17 protein-coding genes are annotated in these 24,052 nt (G+C 71.8%); 7 read left to right on the top strand and 10 right to left on the bottom strand.

The features are described 5' to 3' along the window. The first annotated feature begins 732 nt into the window (after positions 1-732). Genes BKI49_RS13385 through BKI49_RS13375 form a run of 3 tightly spaced genes read left to right on the top strand, consistent with a single transcriptional unit; the run spans position 733 to position 3,859 of the window. Positions 733-1,884, top strand: coding sequence for a Gfo/Idh/MocA family protein (locus BKI49_RS13385; protein ID WP_095934457.1), 1,152 nt, complete (start codon positions 733-735; stop codon positions 1,882-1,884). Further along, a complete protein-coding gene (locus tag BKI49_RS13380) occupies positions 1,881-3,035 on the top strand; it encodes a dihydrodipicolinate synthase family protein (RefSeq protein ID WP_095934456.1) in 1,155 nt (384 codons plus the stop codon). The genes BKI49_RS13385 and BKI49_RS13380 overlap by 4 nt, the downstream gene beginning before the upstream one ends. Beyond that, entirely contained in the window at positions 3,032-3,859 is an 828-nt protein-coding gene (locus BKI49_RS13375; RefSeq protein WP_095934455.1) for a sugar phosphate isomerase/epimerase family protein, read from the top strand. The genes BKI49_RS13380 and BKI49_RS13375 overlap by 4 nt, the downstream gene beginning before the upstream one ends. 317 nt (positions 3,860-4,176) lie before the next feature. Here the strand turns inward: BKI49_RS13375 and rbsD are convergent, their stop codons facing one another. From rbsD to BKI49_RS13350, 5 genes are all read right to left on the bottom strand, one after another. Next, on the bottom strand, positions 4,177-4,566 hold the full coding sequence (gene rbsD, locus BKI49_RS13370) for a D-ribose pyranase (protein ID WP_095934454.1): 390 nt from the start codon (positions 4,564-4,566) through the stop codon (positions 4,177-4,179). Then, entirely contained in the window at positions 4,563-5,465 is a 903-nt protein-coding gene (locus BKI49_RS13365) for a ribokinase (RefSeq protein WP_095934453.1), read from the bottom strand. Before BKI49_RS13365 ends, rbsD begins: the two co-directional genes overlap by 4 nt. A 183-nt stretch (positions 5,466-5,648) precedes the next feature. Continuing rightward, positions 5,649-7,601: an ABC transporter permease/substrate-binding protein gene (locus tag BKI49_RS13360; protein WP_095934452.1), complete on the bottom strand. Its 1,953-nt coding sequence runs from the start codon at positions 7,599-7,601 to the stop codon at positions 5,649-5,651. Next, positions 7,591-9,159: a sugar ABC transporter ATP-binding protein gene (locus tag BKI49_RS13355; RefSeq protein WP_095934451.1), complete on the bottom strand. Its 1,569-nt coding sequence runs from the start codon at positions 9,157-9,159 to the stop codon at positions 7,591-7,593. The genes BKI49_RS13360 and BKI49_RS13355 overlap by 11 nt, the downstream gene beginning before the upstream one ends. Next, the gene (locus BKI49_RS13350) at positions 9,156-10,172 is read right to left on the bottom strand and encodes a LacI family DNA-binding transcriptional regulator (protein WP_095934450.1); all 1,017 of its coding nucleotides are present in this window, start codon (positions 10,170-10,172) and stop codon (positions 9,156-9,158) included. Before BKI49_RS13350 ends, BKI49_RS13355 begins: the two co-directional genes overlap by 4 nt. Before the next feature lie 257 nt (positions 10,173-10,429). On the opposite strand from BKI49_RS13350, the gene recD2 reads away from it, so the two are divergent. Further along, a complete protein-coding gene (gene recD2, locus BKI49_RS13345) occupies positions 10,430-12,682 on the top strand; it encodes an SF1B family DNA helicase RecD2 (protein ID WP_095934449.1) in 2,253 nt (750 codons plus the stop codon). Between the two features lie 399 nt (positions 12,683-13,081). Then, entirely contained in the window at positions 13,082-14,371 is a 1,290-nt protein-coding gene (locus BKI49_RS13340; protein ID WP_028803556.1) for a citrate synthase, read from the top strand. Positions 14,372-15,043: 672 nt separating this feature from the next. Here the strand turns inward: BKI49_RS13340 and BKI49_RS13335 are convergent. The 4 genes from BKI49_RS13335 to BKI49_RS13320 all read right to left on the bottom strand — a co-directional run bounded on the left by BKI49_RS13335 (position 15,044) and on the right by BKI49_RS13320 (position 19,727). Continuing rightward, positions 15,044-17,335, bottom strand: a complete 2,292-nt coding sequence (locus BKI49_RS13335; RefSeq protein WP_179332431.1) for a heavy metal translocating P-type ATPase — start codon at positions 17,333-17,335, stop codon at positions 15,044-15,046. Between the two features lie 110 nt (positions 17,336-17,445). Continuing rightward, a complete protein-coding gene (locus tag BKI49_RS13330; RefSeq protein WP_095934448.1) occupies positions 17,446-17,685 on the bottom strand; it encodes a heavy-metal-associated domain-containing protein in 240 nt (79 codons plus the stop codon). A gap of 90 nt (positions 17,686-17,775) precedes the next feature. Continuing rightward, on the bottom strand, positions 17,776-18,726 hold the full coding sequence (locus BKI49_RS13325) for a PrsW family intramembrane metalloprotease (protein WP_095934447.1): 951 nt from the start codon (positions 18,724-18,726) through the stop codon (positions 17,776-17,778). Positions 18,727-19,055: 329 nt separating this feature from the next. Then, on the bottom strand, positions 19,056-19,727 hold the full coding sequence (locus BKI49_RS13320; protein WP_095934484.1) for a TetR/AcrR family transcriptional regulator: 672 nt from the start codon (positions 19,725-19,727) through the stop codon (positions 19,056-19,058). A gap of 172 nt (positions 19,728-19,899) precedes the next feature. Between BKI49_RS13320 and BKI49_RS13315 the strand changes: the two genes are divergently transcribed. After that, complete coding sequence (locus BKI49_RS13315; RefSeq protein WP_257004767.1) at positions 19,900-22,383, top strand: MMPL family transporter; 2,484 nt, start codon at positions 19,900-19,902, stop codon at positions 22,381-22,383. Positions 22,384-22,425: 42 nt separating this feature from the next. Further along, positions 22,426-23,469: a zinc-dependent alcohol dehydrogenase family protein gene (locus tag BKI49_RS13310; protein ID WP_095934446.1), complete on the top strand. Its 1,044-nt coding sequence runs from the start codon at positions 22,426-22,428 to the stop codon at positions 23,467-23,469. Here BKI49_RS13310 and BKI49_RS13305 read toward each other — a convergent pair. Next, positions 23,450-24,043, bottom strand: coding sequence for a GNAT family N-acetyltransferase (locus tag BKI49_RS13305; protein WP_095934445.1), 594 nt, complete (start codon positions 24,041-24,043; stop codon positions 23,450-23,452). The two genes, BKI49_RS13310 and BKI49_RS13305, sit on opposite strands and share 20 nt — an antisense overlap. Positions 24,044-24,052: the final 9 nt, after the last annotated feature.

The following is a 24,052-nucleotide window of genomic DNA, read 5'->3' as shown; positions in this document are numbered from 1 at the left end:
GCGCCGAAGCAGCATGCCGTCCGTCCGCGGCAACCCGCACCGCAGCCGTACACCGTCCGTCCGCGGCAACCCGCACCGCAGCCGTACACCGTCCGTCCGCGGCAACCTGCACCGCAGCCACGCCGCCCCTCCCGCCTCGATCTGCGCCGAAGCGGTATCCCCCGGCCGGACGGACCCCCGGCCGGACGGACCCCCCGTCCGGACGGACCCCCCGTCCGGACGGCCGGAGACCGCGCGCCGCGGCCGTCGGCCGTCCGGCCGCACACCCGCGGCATGCCCCGGGGCCCGGGGCATGCCGCGCGGTCGTACACCGGGCGACCGCAACGCCGTACGCCGCGACGACGCCCGCCGTAACGGCGTACGCCCGCACGCGGTGCGGCCGTCGGGCCGTCCGTCGTGCCGCCGTACGTCATTCCGTCGCACGCCGTGCGGCCGTGCGGCCGTACCTCGTGCGGCGGTCCCGGCCGCACGCCGTGCGGCCGTGCCCGTGGGCAGCCGCAAGGTCCCAGGTCCGTGGCCCGGACCGGTCACGCACGGCTGTCACGTGCGGGTACATCCGACCGCGCCCATGGCCTCCACGTCCAGCCGTCCGGAGGGTCGAACATCTCCTCGCCCGCGTGGTCTTGTCCGATCGGCCCGGCAGAGGCTAGCTTCTCTCTGGATAGAAAGCGCTTGCTGTCCTGCTCACCAGTAGGGCGGGACGGCGCGGAACTCGCGTACGAAGGGAATGACGTGACACGCAAGACGGTGCGGATCGCCATGAACGGCGTGACGGGACGCATGGGCTACCGCCAGCACCTCGTCCGCTCGATTCTCGCCCTGCGCGACCAGGGCGGCCTCGACCTCGGGGACGGCACCGTGCTGTGGCCCGAACCCGTCCTCGTGGGCCGCCGCGAGCACGCCCTGCGGGCCCTCGCCGAGCAGCACGGCCTCGAGCACTGGTCGACGGACCTGGACTCCGTCCTCGCCGACCCGACGACCGACATCTACTTCGACGCGCAGGTCACCTCCGCCCGCGAGGAGGCCATCCGGAAGGCCGTCGCCGCCGGCAAGCACATCTACACCGAGAAGCCCACCGCCACCGGCCTCGACGGCGCCCTCGAACTGGCCCGGCTCGCCCACGAGAAGGGCGTCAAGCACGGCGTCGTCCAGGACAAGCTCTTCCTCCCCGGCCTGCTGAAGCTGAAGCGGCTCGTCGACGGCGGCTTCTTCGGGCGGATCCTGTCCGTCCGCGGCGAGTTCGGCTACTGGGTCTTCGAGGGCGACTGGCAGAGCGCCCAGCGCCCCTCCTGGAACTACCGCGCGGAGGACGGCGGCGGCATCGTCGTCGACATGTTCCCGCACTGGGAGTACGTCCTGCACGAGCTGTTCGGGCGGGTGACCTCCGTGCAGGCGCTCACCGCCACCCACGTCCCGCAGCGCTGGGACGAGCAGGACAAGCCGTACGACGCCACCGCCGACGACGCCGCGTACGGCATCTTCGAGCTGGAGGGCGGCGCCGTCGCCCAGATCAACTCGTCCTGGGCCGTGCGCGTCAACCGCGACGAGCTCGTCGAGTTCCAGGTCGACGGCACCGAGGGCTCCGCCGTCGCGGGGCTGCGCAACTGCCGCGTCCAGCACCGGTCCGCGACCCCCAAGCCGGTCTGGAACCCGGACATCCCCGCCACCTACTCCTTTCGCGACCAATGGCAGGAGGTCCCCGACAACACGGAGTTCGACAACGGCTTCAAGGCCCAGTGGGAGCTCTTCCTCAAGCACGTCTACGCCGGTACGCCCTACCACTGGGACCTGCTCGCCGGCGCCCGCGGCGTCCAGCTCGCCGAGCTGGGACTGAAGTCCTCGGCCGAGGGCCGCCGCCTCGACGTGCCGGAGATCTCCCTGTGACCCTCCGACTCCCGGACGCGGCCGGCCGGCTGAGGACGTACCGGCCGCGCACCGAACCGCTCACCGTCACCACCGGGGCGCCGCTCGCCTCCCGCACGGTCTACTCGGCCGCGCACGTCGTCGCCGATCCGTACGCCGACGTCTCGCCCGACTCGCCCGCCGCGATCGACTGGGACGCCACCCTCGCCTTCCGGCGCCACCTGTGGTCGCACGGCCTCGGTGTCGCCGAGGCCATGGACACCGCGCAGCGCGGGATGGGCCTGGACTGGGCGGGCGCGGCCGAACTCGTCCGCCGCAGCGCCGCCGAGGCCCGCGCCGTCGGCGGCCGGATCGCCTGCGGAGTGGGCACGGACCAGCTGACGGGCCCGGCCTCCCTGGCGGAGATCCGCACGGCCTACGAGGAACAGCTCGCCGTGGCCGAGGAGGCGGGCGGCCGGGCGATCCTCATGGCGTCCCGGGCGCTGGCCGCGACCGCCGCCGGACCGGAGGACTACCTGGAGGTCTACGGCCATCTGCTCCGGCAGTCCGCCGACCCGGTGATCCTGCACTGGCTGGGCCCGATGTTCGACCCGGCCCTGGAGGGCTACTGGGGCTCGTCCGACCTCGACGCCGCGACCGACACCTTCCTGGAGGTCATCGCCGCCCACCCGGACAAGGTCGACGGCATCAAGGTCTCGCTGCTGGACGCACAGCGGGAGGTCGACCTGCGCCGCCGCCTCCCGGACGGCGTCCGCTGCTACACCGGCGACGACTTCAACTACCCGGAGCTGATCGCGGGAGACGAGCGGGGCTTCAGCCACGCGCTCCTCGGCATCTTCGACCCACTGGGCCCGCTCGCCGCGCAGGCGGTACGGGTCCTGGACACCGGCGACGTCAAGGGCTTCCGCGAACTCCTCGACCCCACGGTCGAGTTGTCCCGCCACCTGTTCCAGGCACCGACGCGCTTCTACAAGACGGGCGTGGTGTTCCTGGCCTGGCTGGCCGGCCACCAGGAGCACTTCACCATGGTGGGCGGACTCCAGTCGGCCCGCTCGCTGCCGCACTTCGCCCGTGCCTACGAACTGGCGGACGGACTCGGCCTGTTCCCGAACCCGGAGCCGGCCGAGGCACGGATGAAGTCCCTGCTGGCCCTGTACGGAGTGACCCCATGAGCCTCGCCCGTTTCTCCATCAACCAGATGACGGTCAAGCAGCTGTCCCTGCCGGAACTCGTCGACGCCTGCCGGGAACTGGGCGTCCCCGGCGTCGGCCTGTGGCGCGAGCCCGTCCGGGCCCACGGACTCGAGGCCACGGCCGCCCTCGTCCGCGACGCGGGCCTGGCGGTGACGACACTGTGCCGCGGCGGCTTCCTCACCGCGACCGACCCGGCCGAGCGCGCGCGGGCCCTGGACGACAACCGGGCCGCGGTCGACGAGGCGGCGACGCTCGGCACGGACACCCTGGTGCTGGTGTCCGGCGGTCTGCCGGCCGGCTCCAAGGACCTGCACGGCGCGCGGGAGCGCATCGCCGACGCCCTCGGCGAACTGGGCCCGTACGCCGCCGCCCGTGGTGTGCGCCTGGCCGTCGAACCGCTGCACCCCATGTACGCGGCGGACCGCTGTGTGGTGTCGACCCTCGCCCAGGCCCTCGACCTCGCGGAGCGCTTCCCCGCCGAGCAGGTCGGCGTCACGGTCGACACGTACCACCTCTGGTGGGACGACACGGCACCCGCCCAGATCGCCCGCGCGGGTGCCTCCGGCCGCATCCACTCCTTCCAGCTGGCCGACTGGACCACCCCGCTGCCGGAGGGCGTCCTCAACGGCCGCGGCCAGATCGGCGACGGCGCGATCGACATGCGTGAGTGGCGGTCCTACGTCGAGAAGGCCGGGTACGACGGCCCGATCGAGGTCGAGCTCTTCAACGACGCGCTGTGGGCGCGGGACGGGCGGGAGGTGCTGGCCGAGACCGCGCAGCGGTTCCTCGCCCACGCCGTCTGAGGCGCCCGGCGCCCGGAACAGACCACCGGAAAAAATCTTGGAAAGCCCGTGCAACCCTCCCCGTACCTCGCGGGTCGTACTTGGCATCAGGACTTCTGGAGGGGGGATCTGGGGGGATCCGCGGGGGTTCTGATACGGAGGGGAAAGCCGAGGGGCCCGGTCGACGGACCGGGCCCCTCGAAGTCTTCCGGCACGTCTTCCGGTAGGAATGTGCGCGCCCGTCGCCCCCGGCAGGCCCCCGCGGTCGGCGCCGGTGCGGCGCGCGCCCGCGGTCCGCCGCGGAGCCCGTCCGTACCGCCGGGCGCCACAGGACCGGCCTAGAAGAAGACCCCGCAGTGCAGCAGCACGTTCGCGTAGGGTCGCGCCTCGCCGGTGCGGACGATCAGCTTCGCGCCCGCCGACAGCGCCTTGAGCTCCTCGTGCGGCACGAGTTCGAGGGCGGGGAAGTGCCGCGTGAGCAGCCGCGTCGCCGCCGGATTGACCTCGCGGACCTCGCGCGCGGCCGTCGCGCCCTCGATCACCAGCTCGTCCAGCAGACCTTCCAGGACCTCGGCGAAGGACGGCACTCCGGCCCGGAACGCGAGGTCGACGAGGAGCGGGCCGGCGGGCACGGGCATCCCCGCGTCGCACACCAGGACACCGTCGCCGTGGCCCAGTCCGGCGAGCGCGCCCGCGAGATGACGGTTCAGGATTCCGGCCTTCTTCACAGCGCCGCCACCTCCTCGGCGGTGGGGAAGGACTCCTGCGCCCCCGGCCGGGTGACGGCGGCGGCGCCGACCCGGGCGGCGTACCCGGCGGCCTGTGCCAGCGACTCCCCGCGGCCCAGCCGCCAGGCCAGCGCCGCGGTGAACGCGTCGCCCGCACCCGTGGTGTCCACGGCCGCCACCGGCACGGACGGTACCCGGACCCGGGCGCCCGCCCGCTCGGCCACCAGCGCGCCCCGGGCGCCCAGCGTGATGACCACCGAACGGGGGCCGAGCGCGAGCAGGGCCTCCGCCCAGTCCTCGGGACGCTCCCCGAGCTCCGTGCCGGCGATCACCCGCGCCTCGTGCTCGTTCACGATCAGCGGGTCGCAGGCCGCGAGCACCTCGGCGGGCAGGGCCTGCGGGGGCGAGGGGTTCAGCACGAAACGACCGCCGTCCGCGAGATGCCGTACTGCCTCCGTGACCGACTCCAGCGGTACCTCCAGCTGTGCCGACACCACCCGGGAGGCCTGGAACAGGCTTCCCGCCGCGCGCACGTCCTCGGGCGTCAGCCGCCCGTTGGCGCCGGGCGAGACCACGATGCTGTTGTCCCCGGACGGGTCCACCGTGATCAGCGCGACGCCGGTGGGCGCCCCGCCGACCAGCACGCCGACGGTGTCGACGCCGGCCTCCCGCTGCGAGTCGAGCAGCAGCCGGCCGTGCGCGTCGTCGCCGACCCGGGCCAGCAGGGCGGTACGGGCGCCGAGGCGGGCGGCGGCGACCGCCTGGTTGGCGCCCTTGCCGCCCGGGTGGACGACGAGGTCGGAGCCGAGCACCGTCTCACCGGCCGCGGGCCGCCGCTCGACCCCGATCACCAGGTCGGCGTTGGCCGATCCGACGACCAGAAGGTCGTAGTCGTACATGAACTGTCTCCCTGCTCGGGTGCTGCTCGGGTGGGTCGGAGCGGCGGTGCGGCATTGCGTCGAGCGCCGTCAGGTGGGCCGGGGCGGTGTCCCCAGGGGTTCCCGCGCATCCGGGCGGGTGCCCGGGACGGGGTGCAAGGGAGGCCGGTGCGGCCTCCCTTGCACCCGCCGTCCGTGGCCGGGTCAGCCGCCGAAGCCGGCCACGTTCTCCTTCGTGACCACCTTCACCGGCACCTTCACCGTCTCCTCGACCTTCTTGCCCTCGGCGGCCTTCAGCGCGTTCTCCACCGCGATCCGGCCGAGCTCCTTGGGCTGCTGGGCGACGGACGCGTACAGCGTGCCCGCCTGGACCGCCTTGAGACCGTCGGGGGTGCCGTCGAAGCCGATGACCGACACCGACTTGCCCGCCTTGGAGCCGAGCGCCTTGATCGCGCCGAGCGCCATCTCGTCGTTCTCGGCGAAGACGCCCTGGATGTCGGGGTGGGCCTGCAGCAGGTTCGTCATGACGTCGAGGCCCTTGGTGCGGTCGAAGTCGGCGGGCTGCCGGGCGACGACCTGGATACCGGGGTAGGCCTTGAGGCCCTCGGCGAAGCCCGCGCCGCGCTCACGGCTCGCGGACGTGCCCGCCAGACCCTGAAGGATCACGATCTTGCCCTTGCCGCCCAGCTTCTCGGCCAGCGCCTGGGCGCCCAGCTTGCCGCCCGCGACGTTGTCGGAGGCGACCAGCGCCGCGGTGTCCGCCTTGTTCACGCCCCGGTCGACGCCGACGACGGGGATGTCGGCCTTGTTCGCCGAACGGACCGCGGGGCCCGCCGCGTCCGAGTCCACCGGGTTGACGATGATCGAACCGACGCCGGAACTGGTGAAGTTCTGGAGCTGGTTGGCCTGCTGCGAGGCGTCGTTCTGGGCGTCCGTGACGGTCAGGTCCGCGCCGAGCTTCTTCGCCTCCTGCTGCGCACCCGCCTTGATCTGGACGAAGAACGGGTTGTTCAGGGTGGACAGCGACAGGCCCACCTTCTGCGTCGTCGACGAGGACGAACCGGTGTGCAGGAAGGACATGGCGCCGACGACGGCCGCCGCGACCACCGCGGCGATGACGTACGTCGCCGCCTGCTTGCCCTTGCCGCCCGGGGTGCCCGCCCCGGCGGCGACCGGAGTCGCCCCGGCCTTGCGCCGCACCGTGTCGAGCAGCACCGCCAGCGCGATCACCACACCGATGACGACCTGCTGCCAGAAGGCCGACACGGACAGGAGGTTGAGGCCGTTGCGCAGCACCGCCAGGATCAGCGCGCCGATCAGCGTGCCGGACGCCTTGCCCGTGCCGCCGGCCAGCGAGGCGCCGCCGATGACGACCGCGGCGATCGCGTCGAGCTCGTAGCCCTGCGCGGCCTGCGGCTGCGCGGAGGAGAGCCGGGAGGCGAGCACGATGCCCGCGGCGGCCGCGAAGAGACCGGACAGGGCGTAGATGGCGAGCTTCTGCTTCTTCACGCGCAGCCCGGACAGGCGCGCGGCCTCCTCGTTGCCGCCGATCGCGTACATGGAGCGGCCGATGTAGGTACGGCCCAGGATCACCGCGGTGATCAGGCCCATCACGACCATCACCAGGACCGGGACGGGCAGCCAGCCGCCCAGGGTGTCACCGAGGTGCGAGATCGAGTCGGGGAACGGGATCGGGCTGCCCTGCGAGATCACCAGGGAGAGTCCGCGGCCCACCGAGAGCATGGCGAGCGTCGCGATGAACGGCGGCAGCTTCCCGTACGAGATCAGCACGCCGTTGACCAGGCCGCAGGCGATGCCCGTGGCGATCGCGAGGATCACCGCGATCCAGACCGGCACGCCCTGTGAGGTCGCCGTCCAGGCGAGGACGGTGGCGGAGAGTGCCGCGACCGAACCGACCGACAGGTCGATGCCCGCCGAGACGATGACGAAGGTGACGCCGAAGGCGAGGATGGCCGTCACGGCCGCCTGGACGCCGATGTTGAGCAGGTTGTCCGTCGTCAGGAAGTCGCCGGACAGCGCCGACATCACGATGACGAGGACGATGAGCGCGGTGAGCGCTCCGTTGTCGAGCAGGAGGCGGCGGACCGCCGAGGCGCCACTGGCGCGCGATGTGCTCGTTTGCGTGTCAGTGGCCACGGGAGCCCTCCACAGCGGTTTCGGAGTCGGAGTCGGTGGTCGGTGTGCTGACGGCGAGCGCCATCACGGAGTCCTGCGTGGCCTCGTCGGCGGACAGTTCGCCCGCGATCCGGCCCTGTGCCATCACGAGGACGCGGTCGCTCATCCCGAGGACCTCGGGAAGGTCGCTGGAGATCATCAGGACGGCGGCACCGGCGGCGGTCAGTTCGTTGACGAGCTGGTAGATCTCGACCTTGGCTCCGACGTCGATGCCGCGGGTCGGCTCGTCGAGGATCAGCACCCTGGTCTCGGCGAGCAGCCACTTCCCGATGACGACCTTCTGCTGGTTGCCGCCGGAGAGGGTGCGCACATGCTGGCCGAGGCCCGCCATCCGGACACCGAGCTGTCCGGCGATCCGGGCGGCAGCGGTCCGCTGGCCCTTGAGGTCGACGAGCCCGCCGTGCGTGGCGGAGCGCAGGGTGACCAGGCCGAGGTTCTCCTCGACGGAGGCGTCGAGGACGAGGCCCTGGCCCTTGCGGTCCTCGGGGACGAGCCCGATGCCGGCCTCCATCGCGGCGTTCACGTCGTGCCGGCGCAGCGCGGCCCCGGCGACCTTCACGGCGCCCTTGTCGTACGGGTCGGCGCCGAAGACGGCGCGCGCGACCTCGGTGCGGCCCGCGCCCACGAGGCCCGCGATACCGACGACCTCGCCGGCCCGCACCTCGAAGCTCACGTCGTGGAAGACACCGTCCCGGGTGAGCCCCTCGACGGTGAGCAGCGCCGAGTCGGCCGCCGCCCCGTCGCCGGTGCCGTCCCCGGACACGGGGCGCACCCGCGGGTACTGCTGCTCGATGGAACGGCCCACCATCAGGCGTACGAGTTCGTCCTCGGGCGTGGACGCGGGCACCTGGCCCACGCTCTTCCCGTCACGGATCACCGTGACCCTGTCTCCCAGGGCGGCGATCTCCTCCAGGTGGTGGGTGATGAAGACGACGCCGACGCCGTCCTCGCGCAGGGCACGCACGATCGCGAAGAGCTTCTCGACCTCCTCGGAGGTGAGCACGGCGGTCGGCTCGTCCATGATCAGGACGCGGGCCCGCAGGCTCAGCGCCTTCGCGATCTCGACCATCTGGAGGCGGGCTATGCCCAGTTCGCGCACCCGTGCGCGGGGGGACACGTTCACGCCGACGCGCCGGAGCAGCTCCGCGGCGTCCGCCTCCATCGCCTTGCGGTCGATCATCCCGAAGCGGCGCGGCTGCCGGCCCAGGAAGATGTTCTCGGCGACCGTGAGATCGGGGACCAGGTTGAACTCCTGGTAGATGGTGGCGATCCCGAGGCGCTCGGAGTCCTGCGCCCCATGGATGCGGACCTCCTCGCCGTCGACGAGGACCCGCCCGGCGTCGGGGTGGTAGGCGCCGGAGAGCATCTTGATGAGCGTGCTCTTGCCGGCGCCGTTCTCGCCGAGCAGCACGTGCACCTCGCCGCGGCGCAGGTCGAAGTCCACGCTGTCGAGCGCGACCACGCCCGGGAACGTCTTGCGGATCCCTTCGATGCGCAGCAACTCGTCCTGGTTGCTCACGACTCGCTCCTGTTCGTTGCGGGGAACTCGCCGCACGAGCGGCGTACGACGAGCCGGGCGGGGAGGGTGACGGACTGTGGGGGCCGCCCCTCGATGCGGTCGACCAGGGCGCGTACGGCGGCCCGCCCCAGGTCTCCCGTCGGCTGTGCGATCGCCGTGATCGGCGGATCGGTGTGCACGAACCACGGGATGTCGTCGAACGCGGCGAGCGCGATGTCCTCGGGGACCCGCATCCCGCGCGCGCGGACGGCGTCCAGCGCGCCGAGCGCCATCAGGTTGTCGGCGGCGAAGACCACCTCGGGCGGCTCGGGCAGGTCGAGGAAGCCCTCGGTGACCCGCCGTCCGCTCTCGGCCTGGAAGTCGCCCTGCCCTATGTAGGCGTCCGGCAGCGGGAGTCCGTGCTCGGCGAGGGCCTCCCGGAAGGCGTGGACGCGCTCGCTGCCGGTGGTGGTGGCCGCGGGGCCCGCGATGATCGCGAGCCTGCGGTGTCCCAGGGCGTGCAGATGCGCCACGAGGTCCCGGACGGCCGAGCGGCCGTCCGCCCGTACGACGGGCACCTCGACGCCGGCGATCCAGCGGTCCACGAAGACCATCGGCGTCCCCGTGCGCGCGGCGTCCAGCATGCCGGGGGAGCCGCCGTCGGTGGGGGAGACCAGGAGTCCGTCGATGCGCCGGTCCAGCAGGGTCCGTACGTGGTGGTCCTGGAGGTCGGGCCGCTCGTCGGCGTTGCCGATGATGACGCTGTAGCCGAGGGCGCGGGCCTCCTCCTCGACGGACCGGGCCAGTTCGGTGAAGTACGGGTTGAGCACGTCGCTGATGACCAGGCCGAGGGTGCGCGTCTGGTCGGTGCGCAGTGAGCGGGCGACGGCGTTCGGGCGGTAGCCCAGGTTCTGTACGGCGGCCATCACGCGGGTGCGTGCCTCCGCGCTGACCGACGGATGGTCGTTCAGGACGCGCGAGACCGTGGCGACGGATACGCCGGCCTCGGCGGCCACGTCCTTGATGCTCGCCATCGCCGCTCCACCTCCTCGTGGAATCGATTACACGAGGGATTGGAAACGATTACACGCGTGGATACAACCCCCTGAGACCGGATCGTGATGCACGGAACACCGGCCCTGCACACCGCCGGCCAGGTACTTCACGGGCCGGGACGTGATGCGCTCCCCGCACCACTGAGCCCACCGTTCCCCGGTCCCGGGCCGTCGTCCCCGGCCGTCGTCCCCGGGCACGCCCCACCGCTGTCACACCGCACCGGTACGGTCGGACCATGGCTCAGCAGGCGGGGACCCCATCGGCCGAGCGGCGGCTCGCCGTGCTCGAAGGCGTACTGGAACGCATCACGTACGCCAACGAGGAGAACGGCTACACGGTCGCCCGGGTCGACACCGGCCGGGGCGCCGGCGACCTGCTCACGGTCGTCGGCTCGCTCCTCGGCGCCCAGGTCGGCGAGTCGCTGCGCATGGAGGGCCGTTGGGGCTCCCACCCGCAGTACGGCAAGCAGTTCACCGTGGAGAACTACACGACGGTCCTGCCCGCCACCGTCCAGGGCATCCGCCGCTATCTGGGATCGGGCCTGGTCAAGGGCATCGGGCCAATCTTCGCCGACCGCATCACCCAGCACTTCGGCCTGGACACCCTCCAGATCATCGAGGAGGAGCCGAAGCGGCTCATCGAGGTCCCGGGCCTGGGCCCCAAGCGGACCAGGAAGATCGCCGACGCCTGGGAGGAGCAGAAGGCGATCAAGGAGGTCATGCTCTTCCTCCAGAGCGTCGAGGTGTCCACCTCGGTCGCGGTCCGGATCTACAAGAAGTACGGCGACGCGTCGATCTCCGTCGTCAAGAACCAGCCGTACCGCCTGGCGGCCGACGTCTGGGGCATCGGCTTCCTCACCGCCGACAAGATCGCCCAGTCCGTCGGCATCCCGCACGACAGTCCGGAGCGCGTCAAGGCCGGCCTCCAGTACGCGCTGTCGCAGTCCACCGACCAGGGCCACTGCTATCTGCCCGAGGAACGGCTGATCGCCGACGCGGTGAAGCTCCTTCAGGTGGACACCGGCCTGGTCATCGAGTGCCTGGCCGAGCTGGCGGCACCGGCCGAGGACGGCGAGGACCCCGGTGTCGTCCGGGAGAAGGTGCCCGGCCCCGACGGCGGCGAATCGGTGACGGCGGTCTATCTGGTGCCCTTCCACCGTGCCGAACTCTCCCTCTCCGCCCAGTTGTTGCGCCTCCTGCGGGCCGGCCAGGACCGGATGCCGGCCTTCGGCGACGTGGCCTGGGACCGGGCACTGGCCTGGCTGAAGGGGCGTACGGGCGCGGAGTTGGCCCCCGAGCAGGAGGCCGCCGTCCGGCTGGCGCTCACCGAGAAGGTCGCCGTGCTGACCGGCGGCCCCGGCTGCGGGAAGTCGTTCACGGTCCGCTCGATCGTGGAACTGGCCCGCGCCAAGCGGGCGAAGGTCCTCCTGGCCGCGCCCACGGGCCGTGCCGCCAAGCGCCTCGCGGAGCTCACCGGCGCCGAGGCCTCCACCGTGCACCGCCTCCTGGAGCTCAAACCGGGCGGCGACGCGGCCTACGACAAGGACCGTCCGCTGGACGCCGACCTGGTCGTCGTGGACGAGGCCTCCATGCTCGACCTGCTGCTGGCCAACAAGCTGGTCAAGGCCGTTCCGCCGGGCGCCCATCTGCTGTTCGTGGGCGACGTCGACCAGTTGCCCAGCGTCGGCGCGGGCGAGGTGCTGCGCGACCTGCTCGCCGACGGCAGCCCCGTCCCCGCGGTCCGTCTCACCCGCGTCTTCCGCCAGGCCCAGCAGTCCGGGGTGGTGACCAACGCCCACCGGATCAACTCCGGCCTGCACCCGGTCACCGACGGCATGAAGGACTTCTTCCTCTTCGTCGAGGACGACACCGAGGAGGTCGGCCGGCTCACGGTGGACGTGGCCGCACGGCGGCTTCCGGCCAAGTTCGGCCTGGACCCGCGCCGGGACGTGCAGGTGCTGGCGCCCATGCACCGGGGCCCCGCGGGCGCGGGCCACCTCAACGGCCTGCTCCAGCAGGCGATCACCCCCGGCCGCCCCGACCTCGCCGAGAAGCGCTTCGGCGGACGCGTCTTCCGCGTCGGCGACAAGGTCACCCAGATCCGCAACAACTACGAGAAGGGCGAGAACGGCGTCTTCAACGGCACCGTGGGCGTCGTCACCTCGCTCGACCCGGTCGATCAGCGGCTCACGGTCCTGACCGACGAGGACGAGGAGGTGCCCTACGAATTCGACGAACTCGACGAGCTGGCCCACGCGTACGCCGTGACCATCCACCGCTCCCAGGGCAGCGAGTACCCGGCGGTGGTGATCCCGGTCACCACGAGCGCGTGGATGATGCTCCAGCGCAATCTGCTCTACACCGCCGTCACGCGCGCCAAGAGACTGGTCGTCCTCGTCGGCTCACGCAAGGCCATAGGGCAGGCGGTGCGCACGGTGTCCGCGGGGCGCCGGTGCACGGCCCTCGACCACCGGCTCGCCCAGTACTGAGACCGTCGGCGCACCCGTGACCAGGCCTTCGGGCGGCCGGTGACCGGGCCTTCGCGCAGCCCGTGACCGGGCTTTCGCGCACCCGGCGAAAGGAACTGGGCGCGTTCCGGGAACGGACCTCGGCCCGACGGACGAACGCTCCGCGCGCGACCATGGAGAGGCCCCTGCCGACACCCGGACGGCCCCCGTCCCGAAAAATGATCGATCAAACGAGTCGTAAAGGTCACAGAGCACTTCCGGAACCGGCGCGAGGGGAGGCAGGATGTGCAGGTTGGCGGCACTGAGTGCCGCCAATAGGCCCAATGGTCGACCCCGAGTGCACTCTCCAGGGCCAAATGGGGGATGGTAGAGACAGTCAGGGCACCTCGAAGAAGAGGCACAACGTCGGTGAGGGATGACGTGAGCGACAACTCTGTAGTACTGCGGTACGGCGATGGCGAGTACACCTACCCGGTGATCGACAGCACCGTCGGCGACAAGGGCTTCGACATCGGAAAGCTCCGCGCCCAGACCGGGCTGGTGACGCTGGACAGCGGATACGGGAACACCGCCGCCTATAAATCCGCGATCACCTACCTCGACGGTGAGCAGGGCATCCTCCGGTACCGCGGCTACCCGATCGAGCAGCTGGCCGAGCGCTCCACCTTCCTGGAGGTGGCGTACCTGCTGATCAACGGCGAGCTGCCGAACATCGACGAGCTCTCCACCTTCAAGAACGAGATCACGCAGCACACCCTGCTGCACGAGGACGTCAAGAACTTCTACAAGGGCTTCCCCCGCGACGCCCACCCGATGGCCATGCTGTCCTCGGTCGTCTCGGCGCTGTCCACCTTCTACCAGGACAGCCACAACCCGTTCGACGAGAAGCAGCGCAACCTCTCCACGATCCGCCTGCTCGCCAAGCTTCCGACGATCGCGGCGTACGCGTACAAGAAGTCGATCGGCCACCCCTTCGTCTACCCGCGCAACGACCTCGGGTACGTCGAGAACTTCCTGCGCATGACCTTCTCGGTCCCGGCGCAGGAGTACGACCTCGACCCGGTCGTCGTCTCCGCGCTCGACAAGCTGCTGATCCTGCACGCGGACCACGAGCAGAACTGTTCGACCTCCACCGTGCGCCTGGTGGGCTCCTCGCAGGCGAACATGTTCGCCTCGATCTCCGCCGGCATCTCCGCCCTGTGGGGCCCGCTGCACGGCGGCGCCAACCAGTCCGTCCTGGAGATGCTGGAGGGCATCCAGGCCTCCGGCGGCGACGTCGACTCCTTCATCCGCAAGGTGAAGAACAAGGAGGACGGCGTCCGCCTGATGGGCTTCGGCCACCGCGTCTACAAGAACTTCGACCCCCGGGCGAAGATCATCAAGGCGGCCGCGCACGACGTCCTCTCCGCGCTCGGCAAGTCCGACGAGCTGCTGGACATCGCGCTCAAGCTGGAGGAGCACGCGCTTTCCGACGACTACTTCGTCTCGCGCAGCCTCTACCCGAACGTCGACTTCTACACCGGCCTGATCTACCGCGCCATGGGCTTCCCGACCGAGATGTTCACGGTCCTGTTCGCCCTCGGCCGCCTCCCGGGCTGGATCGCCCAGTGGCACGAGATGATCAAGGAGCCGGGTTCCCGCATCGGCCGCCCGCGCCAGATCTACACGGGCGTCGTCGAGCGCGACTTCGTCCCGGTCGAGGCCCGCTGACCCGCTGACGAGCGACGCGTGACGGCCGGGGGTCCGCCTCCCGGTCGCCGTGGCGGTCCCGGAGCCCGAGCCGAAGGGCGCACCGGAGGTGTTCCACACCTGCCGGGGCGCCCTTGAGCCGTTTCCGCCCGAACCGGAAGCGCTCTGCGGGCGGACCGACCCCGGACAGACGGAAAGCGCCCTGCTGCCGGTCCCCCCACGGGCCGGCAGTCAGGGCGCTTTCCTTGTCCCGGTGCGGATTCCCCCCACGGGATCCGGCCGGGCGTCTGTGGAACAGCGCCTGAATCGCTGCGAGCAAAACGAGCAAAACCATCGGTACTGCGGTGCGGCCTGTACTGCGGTGCGATCTGCCGGGACCCGTACGACGGGAGGGCCGCTCAAAGCTGCCCGGTGTACGCGCCCCGGCACCGCAATTTCCGGGAATGTCCCCCAAGACATCCCCAGATGTCAGTCACGCCCCCCAAGACGCTTCTGACATCGCCAACTTAGACTCACGAACCCCTTCGGTGGTTACGTTCACATCACTGTGATCTGCGTCTCTTGCATATGTCCCGAAGATGCGCAAGAGCCCCGGTACGTCAATGGGGGCCCAAGCGTAAGGAAGATGCGCGAGCCTTGTGAAGAGCTTATGTGAGGCTGCGGTTGGACTCTAGGGGGACTCTTACTCCGTCGTCATGAGAATGTCCTGAGCCGAAGACTGTTCGTCACCACGAACACCGAGGAGAAGGCCATCGCCGCCCCCGCGATCATCGGGTTCAGCAGTCCGGCGGCGGCCAGCGGCAGCGCCGCCACGTTGTACCCGAAGGCCCAGAACAGATTCCCCTTGATCGTCGACAGGGTCCGCCGTGCCAGCCGGATCGCGTCCGCGGCCACCCTCAGGTCTCCGCGCACGAGCGTCAGATCGCTCGCCTCGATCGCGGCGTCCGTGCCCGTGCCCATCGCGAGCCCGAGATCGGCGGTGGCGAGCGCCGCCGCGTCGTTGACCCCGTCGCCGACCATCGCGACGGTCCGGCCCTCGCGGCGCAGGCGCTCCACCACGGCGACCTTGTCCTGCGGCAGGACCTCGGCGATCACGTCCTCGGAGCCGATGCCGACGGCGCGTGCCACGGCCTGCGCGACCGCTCGGTTGTCACCTGTGAGCAGTACCGGCCTGAGCCCCAGGGCGCGCAGTTCGCGCACGGCCTCGGCGCTCGTCTCCTTGATCGCGTCGGCGACGGTCAGGACGCCGACCGCCACGCCGTCCCGGGTGACCACCACGGCGGTGCGGCCCTCCGCCTCGGCCGCGTCCTTCGCACGGGCCAGTTCGTCCGGGAGTGGGTGCCCGTCGACGGCGGGCGCGTCGGGCAGGAGCCGGCCCACCGTGACCTCGTGGCCCTCCACGTGTCCGCGCACTCCGCGCCCGGGCACGTTCTCGAAGTGCTCGACCGGGGGAAGCGCTCCGGTGCGGTCCTGGGCGCCTGCCGCGATCGCCTGGGCGATCGGGTGCTCGGAGGCGTGTTCCAGGGCTCCGGCGAGCCGCAGGACGTCCTGCTCGGTGTCTCCCGCGACGACGTGGACCTCCTGGAGCCGCATCCTTCCCGTCGTCACCGTGCCGGTCTTGTCCAGGACGACCGTGTCGACGCGCCGGGTGGACTCCAGGACCTCGGGTCCCTTGATGAGGATGCCGAGCTGGGCGCCGCGCCCCGTGCCGACCATCAGGGCGGTCGGCGTGGCCAGGCCCAGTGCGCACGGGCAGGCGATGATCAGGACCGCGACGGCCGCGGTGAACGCGGCGACCATGTCGCCGGTGACGCCGAGCCAGGCCCCGAAGGTGCCGACCGCGATCAGCAGCACGACGGGCACGAAGACGCCGGAGATCCGGTCGGCGAGGCGCTGCACCTCGGCCTTGCCGTTCTGCGCGTCCTCGACGAGCCGTGCCATCCGTGCGAGCTGGGTGTCCGCGCCGACCCGGGTGGCCTCGACGACGAGCCGGCCGCCCGCGTTGACCGTCGCGCCGGTCACCTCGTCGCCGACGGTGGCGTCCACCGGCACCGACTCGCCCGTCAGCATGGACGCGTCGACGGCCGAGGAGCCCTCCACGACCGTGCCGTCGGTGGCGATCTTCTCGCCGGGCCGTACGACGAAGCGGTCGCCGACCTGGAGCTGCCCGACCGGGACGCGGACCTCGCGGCCGCCCCGCAGTACGGCCACGTCCTTCGCGCCGAGCTCCAGCAGGGCCCGCAGCGCCGCTCCGGCGCGCCGCTTGGAGCGGGCCTCCAGATAGCGGCCGAGCAGGATGAAGGCGATGACGCCGGCGGCGACCTCCAGGTAGAGCGTCGACGCGCCGTCCGTGCGGGAGACGGTGAGCTCGAAGCCGTGCCGCATCCCCGGCATCCCGGCGTCGCCGAGGAACAGGGCCCACAGGGACCAGCCGAACGCGGCGAGGGTGCCGACCGAGACCAGCGTGTCCATGGTGGCGGCCCCGTGCCGGGCGTTCGTCGCCGCGGCCCGGTGGAAGGGCAGCCCGCCCCAGACCACGACGGGCGCGGCCAGCGTCAGCGAGAGCCACTGCCAGTTGTCGAACTGGAGGGCCGGGATCATCGACAGCAGGACGACGGGCAGGGCGAGCAGGGCGGAGACGAGCAGGCGTCCGCGCAGGGCGGCCAGCTCGGGGTCGTCGCCGGAATCCGCCGTCCGCGCCCGGTCGCCGTCCCCGGGGAGGTCCTCGGGGAGCGGGGGCGGCGGGGGTTCCTCCGCCGTGTACCCCGTCTTCACCACGGTGGCGATCAGGTCCGCGACGTGTACCCCCTCGGGGTATGAGACCTTCGCCTTCTCCGTCGCGTAATTGACGGTGGCGCTCACGCCGTCCATGCGGTTGAGCTTCTTCTCGACGCGGGCCGCGCAGGAGGCGCAGGTCATGCCGCCGATGGTGAGTTCGACTTCCGAGGTCGTGGCTATCGGTGTCGCAGCGGTGGTGCTCGTCACGTCCGTACTCCAGGGAGCGGACCGGGCCGCACGGAGCCAGTATCAGCTGGTCGGTACGGCCCGGTGGGGAGAGTTGCGTTTCAGAGTCGCGTGCAGGGTCCCGGCGCGGGTCAGGCCGGGCCGACGAGCTCGAAGCCGGCCTCGTCCACCGCGGCGCGGACGTCGGCCTCGGCGAGCGGGGCCGCGGAGACGACGGTGACCTCGCCGGTCGAGGCGACGGCCTTCACCGAGGCGACGCCGGCGATCCCGGAGATCTCGCCGCCGACCGAGCCTTCACAGTGTCCGCAGCTCATTCCGCTCACCTTGTAGACGGCGGTGACGGAACCCGGGGTTTCGGTCTGGGCGGTCATGTCGTTCTCCTCGTCTGGACCTGTGTGGTGTGCGTGTGCGGAGGGGGTCCTGTTGGGCCAGGTTCCCTCGATACTCACCACACTATACCCCTAGGGGGTATTTCTCCAAGCAGGTGCGCGGCGCGCCAGGGAGCGCACCCAGGCGATCCCGGCGAGCGCGACGAGGACCAGGCCGCCGACCGAGAAGAGTGTGAAGAGGTGTCTCTGTTCGTCGGTGGGCCACGGCAGGTGTCCCTGGGTGAACAGTGTCCGGTCGAGTCCCCTGGCGGTCAGCCGGGCCACCAGCCACAGGGCGATGCCGTGCGTCGAGTCCCACAGCGCGTGCAGCAGGGCCACCCCGGCCCAGGCGGCGACCACCGGCGAGGCGGGCCGGAAGCGCCCGTTCGGGCGGCGGCAGGCCAGCAGCGCGGCGCCGGTGACGGCCGTCCACAGGCCGTGCCCGAAGGGGGTGAGCACCCCGCGCAGGATCTCGGTCTCCAGCAGTGCGCGCAGATCGATGCCCTGGAGCGAGACGGTGGCGTTGAAGGCGTAGCCCGCGCTCTCCAGCGCCGCGAAGCCGAACCCGACGCTCGCGCCCAGCACCAGGCCCGCCCGTGGCCCGCGTACGCGGGGGTGGCGGTGCAGCACGAACACCAGCGCGGCGAGCTTCGCCGCCTCCTCGATCAGCCCGGCGCCCATGTACATCCCCCAGGAGGGGTGGAGCAGGTGGCGCTCCGTCATCGACGCGCCCACGACGCCGAGGGTCCCGCCGGTCAGGAAGCAGCCCAGGATCAGATGGACGCCCAGGTCGCGGCCGTGTCGCTGGTATGCCCAGAGCACGAACGCGACCGGGGCGAGGAAGCTGCCGAGCAGGATCAGGGTCGGCAGCAGGGCGGTGGCCCGTGTCGCGTACGTGACGGCCGCCGTCAGTGCCCAGAGCGCGAGCCCCACCGCCAGGCAGCGCCTCCAGAGGCCGGCGTGCGGGCGGGGGTACGGCAGCGGGGGCTGTGAGGGGCCTGGAATGCGGGCCCGGGGGGCGCCGGGCGGCTGATTCTGGGTCACGGCTCATCCCTCGGGCTCGGACGGTCTGATCCGACGTCAGTGCGATCCGATGCGGCGCGCGACGAGGGGCCGGGGAACGATCTCCGCCGCGGCGCGCATCGATTCGACGAGTCGATTTGTCCGAACCTTATGGGAAACGTCCCCTATGTCGCAGACCGGAACGCTCATTCCGGCCACGGTCGTCGCGGCACCCGCTCAGCCGCCGGTGGCGGGCTTCGGCGGGGCGAAGGTGTGGCGGGGGTCGGGCGGCCGGTCCCTGCGAGGCGTGGTGAGGGCGGGCGGTCGGGCCCCTGAGGGCGCGGTGAGGGCCGGCGGCCGGGGTCGGTCCGTCAGGGGAGTGGGGGTGCGGCGGGATCGGGGGTCGGTGCGGCACCGTCGCGCGTCAGGGGTTCGAGGTAGCGGAAGAGGGCGTTCTTCAGCTCCTGGACATAGGCGCCGCGCTCGGCCTCCTCGTGGGCGAGGACCAGCTCCAGGCCGGCCTTGTACATGCCCAGGCACATCTGCGCCGTGCGCGTGACGTCGGCGTCCGGCGCGTCGGGCAGGAACGAGCGGATCAGGCCTTCGATCCGCGTGACCAGCGTCTGGTGCAGGGCGTCGTGCTCCTCCGTGATGCGGCCGGGGACGTCGGGGCCGTGCATCAGGGCGAAGAACACCGGGTGCTCGCAGTTGAAGGCGATGAAGCGGTCCACGGCGGCGCCGACGGCCTGCTCCAGCGGTGTCGCCGGGTCGACCGGTGCGAGGGCCTCGCCGTACGTCTCGCGCATCTCGTGCATGAGCCGGTCGCCCAGCTCGATCGCGATGGCCTCCTTGTTCGGGAAGAACTGGTACAGCGTGCCCGGCGAGACGCCCGCCTCGCGTGCGATGGCGTTGGTGCTCGCGGCCGTGTAGCCGGTCGTGCAGAAGACGGCGGCGGCGGCCTCCAGCAGCTGGGCGATGCGGCGCTCGCCACGGGCCTGCCGGCGACGCGGCCTCTCGTCGCCGGCCTGCTGCTTCTCGGGCATCTCGGGCACGAGTTATCCCCAGCTCTCCGAACGCGATTGACAAACGCGAGTGCCCGCTCGCATTCTGGTGAAACGCGAGCGATCTCTCGTGTTTGCCAGTCTATGGCAATGGTCGATCCATGCTGCCTGCTCGTGCGCGGGCAGCGGGTCACGGTGAAGGGGACACCGCACGATGACCGACGTCAAGAGCGCAGGTGAGGACCGAGGGAGGGGCGGCGACGACCGGGCGACGAGCGTCGGCCGAAGCGGCGCCGGCCCGGCCGAAGCGAGCCGGGGTGACGACGGCCGGGACGCGCTGAGCGGGGGCGGCGGAGACCGCGGGGCCGGAGCCGACGACGTGTCGACGGCCGGCGCGGGCGACGACACGTCGAAGACCGGCGCGGGTGACGGCGTACGGATCGGCGGCTGGACCCGGTTCGTGACCGCGCGTCCCCGGCTCTCCCTGCTCGTGGCACTGCTGATCACCGCGCTCGCCGTGGTCGCGGGCAGCGACGTCGCCGACCGGCTGGGCAGCGGAGGCTGGGAGGACCCGGCCGCGCAGTCGACGTACGCGACCAAGGCGCTGGAGCGGGAGTTCCCCGCCTCGCAGCCCAATCTGCTGCTCCTCGTCGACTCGGGCGGCGCCTCGGTCGACGACCCAGCGGTCGCCGCGGAGGCGAAGCGGCTCGCGGCACGGCTGGCCACCGAGCGGGGCGTCACCGGCGTCGGCTCGTACTGGCAGTCCGGTGCCCCCGCGCTGAAGGCGAAGGACGGGCACGAGGCGCTCATCGCCGCGCGGATCACGGGCGAGGAGAAGACGGCGGGCGAGACCCTGGACCGCCTCGCCCCCTCGTACCGCGGGAAGCACGGCCCGGTCGAGGTCGAGGTCGGCGGACCCGTGGCCGTACGGCACGAGATGCAGACGACCATCCGTGAGGACCTCACCAGGGCCGAGCTGATCGCCCTGCCCGTGACCCTCGTGCTGCTGGTGATGGTCTTCGGCAGCGCGGTCGCGGCCCTCCTGCCGCTCGGCGTCGGCATCATCGCGATCCTCGGCACGAACGCGGTGCTGCGCGGCCTCACCGAGTTCACGGACGTCTCCGTGTTCGCGATGAACCTCACCACGGCACTGGGGCTCGGCCTCGCCATCGACTACGCCCTGTTCATCGTCCGCAGGTTCCGTGAGGAGCTGGCCGCAGGTTCCGTGCCGCTGGCGGCCGTCGCCACGACCCTGCGCACCGCGGGCCGTACGGTGCTGTTCTCGGCCCTCACCGTCGCCGTGTCGCTGGCCGCGATGCTGCTCTTCCCGCAGTACTTCCTGCGCTCCTTCGCCTACTCGGGCATCGCCGTGGTGCTGCTGGCCGCGGGCGCGGCCCTGATCCTGCTGCCCGCGGCGCTGATCCTGCTCGGGGCCCGGGTGAATTCCCTGGACCTGCGGCGCCTGTTCCGCCGGGGCGAGCGGCGGACGACCGGAGGCGGAGCCGCCTGGGGACGCATGGCCTCCCTGGTGATGCGCCGGGCCCCGCTCTTCGCGGTGGCGACCACGGTCGGCCTGATCGTGCTCGGACTGCCCTTCCTGGGCGTGAAGTTCGGCACGGCGGACGACCGGCAGCTGCCCTCGGACGCCGAGTCCCATGTCGTCCAGCAGCACATCCGCGACGGGTTCCCCGGCAGCCCCGGCGGCGGCCTGGAGGTCCTCGCCGAAGGACCGGCGACCGAGACCCAGTACGCGCAGTACAAGGCACGGATCGCCGCGCTCCCCGAAGTGCTCCGCGTGGACGGACCCCTGGTGCAGGGCGACTCGGCGTACTTCACGGTGCTGCCGAAGGGCGAGGCCGTGGACGAGGAGGCACAGCACCTGGTCGGCGAACTCCGGGCGACGGACGCGCCGTTCGACACGTCGGTCACGGGCACCGCCGCCGTCCTGGTCGACTCCAAACACGCGATAGCCGACCGGCTTCCCTGGGCCGCGGCGTTCATCGCCGTCGTCACCCTGTTCCTGGTCTTCCTGCTGACCGGCAGCGTGCTCATCCCCGTCCAGGCGGTCCTGCTCAACGCACTCAGCCTGACGGCGATGTTCGGCGCCGTGGTCTGGGTCTTCCAGGACGGCCATCTCTCCGGACTGCTCGACTTCACCAGCCCGGGTTCGATAGAGACGACCCTCCCGGTGCTCATGTTCTGCGTCGCCTTCGGCCTCTCGATGGACTATGGAGTCTTCCTCCTGTCCCGCATCAAGGAGGAGTACGACCACACCGGCGACCACCGGGAGGCGGTCCGCTTCGGCCTCCAGCGCACCGGCGGTCTGATCACCGCGGCAGCGGTCATCCTCGCGGTGGTGATGGTCGCCATCGGCACCTCGCGGGTGACCAACACCAAGATGCTCGGTCTGGGCATCGCCCTCGCGGTGCTGATGGACGCGATGGTCGTCCGCAGCCTGCTGGTTCCGGCGGTCATGCGCCTCACGGGCCGCGCCACCTGGTGGGCGCCGGGACCGCTGCGGCGGTTCCACGACCGGTTCGGACTCAGCGAGGGCGAGTCCCCCGCGGAGCCCGCACCGGGCGGGGACGGTGACGCCCGCCGGACCGACCCGGAGGAGGACGCCGGGCGCCGGGGCGGCGAGGAGGAGCAGGGCCGCGAGGAGGGCCGGGACCGGGACAAGGTGGAGGCGCGCGGCTAGCGTTCGCTGCGGAAGCTGATCTCCGGGCGGAGGGCGAGACGGATGCGGGCAGTGGTGTTCGAGCGGTACGAGGAACCGGCCGAGGTACGTGAGGTCGCGGACCCGGCGCCCGCGGAGCACGGGGTCGTGGTGCGCGTCGAGGCCACTGGGCTGTGCCGGAGCGACTGGCACGGCTGGATGGGCCACGACCCCGACATCACCCTGCCGCACGTGCCGGGCCACGAACTCGCCGGAGTCGTCGAGGCGGTGGGTGCCCGGGTGACCGGCTGGCGTGCCGGCGACCGGGTCACCGTTCCGTTCGTGTGCGCCTGCGGAAGCTGCCCTTCGTGCGCGGCGGGCGACCAGCAGGTGTGCGAGCGCCAGACCCAGCCGGGCTTCACGCACTGGGGCTCCTTCGCCGAGTACGTGGCACTCGATCACGCCGAGGTGAACCTGGTCGCGGTGCCGGACGAGCTGTCCTTCGCGACGGCCGCCTCGCTCGGCTGCCGTTTCGCCACGGCCTACCGCGCGGTGGTCGCGCAGGGCCGGGTGGCGGCGGGGGAGTGGGTCGCCGTGCACGGCTGCGGGGGCGTGGGCCTGTCGGCGGTGATGATCGCGGCGGCGTCGGGGGCGCGGGTCGTGGCCGTCGACGTGTCGCCCGCGGCGCTCGATCTGGCACGGAAGTTCGGGGCGGCGGAGTGCGTGGACGCGTCCCGGACGGGGGATGTCGCCGAGGCAGTCCGGGAACTGACCGGCGGCGGCGCCCACCTGTCGCTGGACGCCCTCGGCTCCGAGGCCACCTGCGCGGCCTCGGTGCACGGGCTGCGCCGCCGCGGCCGGCATGTCCAGGTCGGTCTGCTGCCCTCGCCGACCGGCGCCACTTTGGTCCCGATGGCCCGCGTGATCGGCCTGGAACTGGAAGTGCTGGGCAGCCACGGGATGGCCGCGCACGCCTACCCCGGCATGCTGGAGCTGGTCCGCGCGGGTGTGCTGCGGCCCGACCTCCTGGTCACCTCGACGATCCCGCTGGACGCGGCGCCGTCCGCGCTGGCGGCGATGGGCACGGCGCCGGGGTCGGGGGTGACGGTCATCGAGCCGTGGAGCTGACCCGGCCCTCCGGGTGGCCTCCGTGAGCGGCCCACTCGTGGTCGAGGATCGCCATGAGCACCTCGTCGACCCACTCACCGTCCCGCAGTGCGGCCTCCCGCAGGACGCCCTCCACCACGAAACCGACCTTCTCGTACACGCGCCGGGCACGGTGGTTGTTGCCGTAGACGCCCAAGGAGATCCGGTGCAGGCCGAGTTGTTCGAAGCCGTGGCCGACGATGAGACGGACGGCCTCGGTGCCGAAGCCCCGGTCCCGGCCGCGGGGGCCGATGAGTGTGCGGAAGGAGCAGCTGCGCTGGACGGGGTCCCACTCGTTGAGGACGACCTCGCCGACGAGTTCGCCGGTGGCGGGGTCGGTCACCGCGAGGTCGAGCCGGTCGGGCTGGGTGGCGCGGGCGCCGTAGACGGCCCGCAGCCGCTCCAGGGTGAAGGGGGTGTCCGGCTGCGACGGGAAGGTGAAGCGAATGACGTCGGGGTCGTCGAGGATCTCCAGGATCGCCTCCGCGTCGTCCGCGGTGAACGGGCGCAGCACGGTCTTCTCGCCGGTGAGGACGGGTTTCACGGAGAAGTTCATGCGAAGAAG

Source organism: Streptomyces sp. Tue6028 (genome assembly GCF_002300165.1).
In the GTDB taxonomy this organism is placed as follows: Bacteria; Actinomycetota; Actinomycetes; order Streptomycetales; family Streptomycetaceae; genus Streptomyces; species Streptomyces siamensis.
This window is presented reverse-complemented; position numbering and strand designations above follow the sequence as displayed.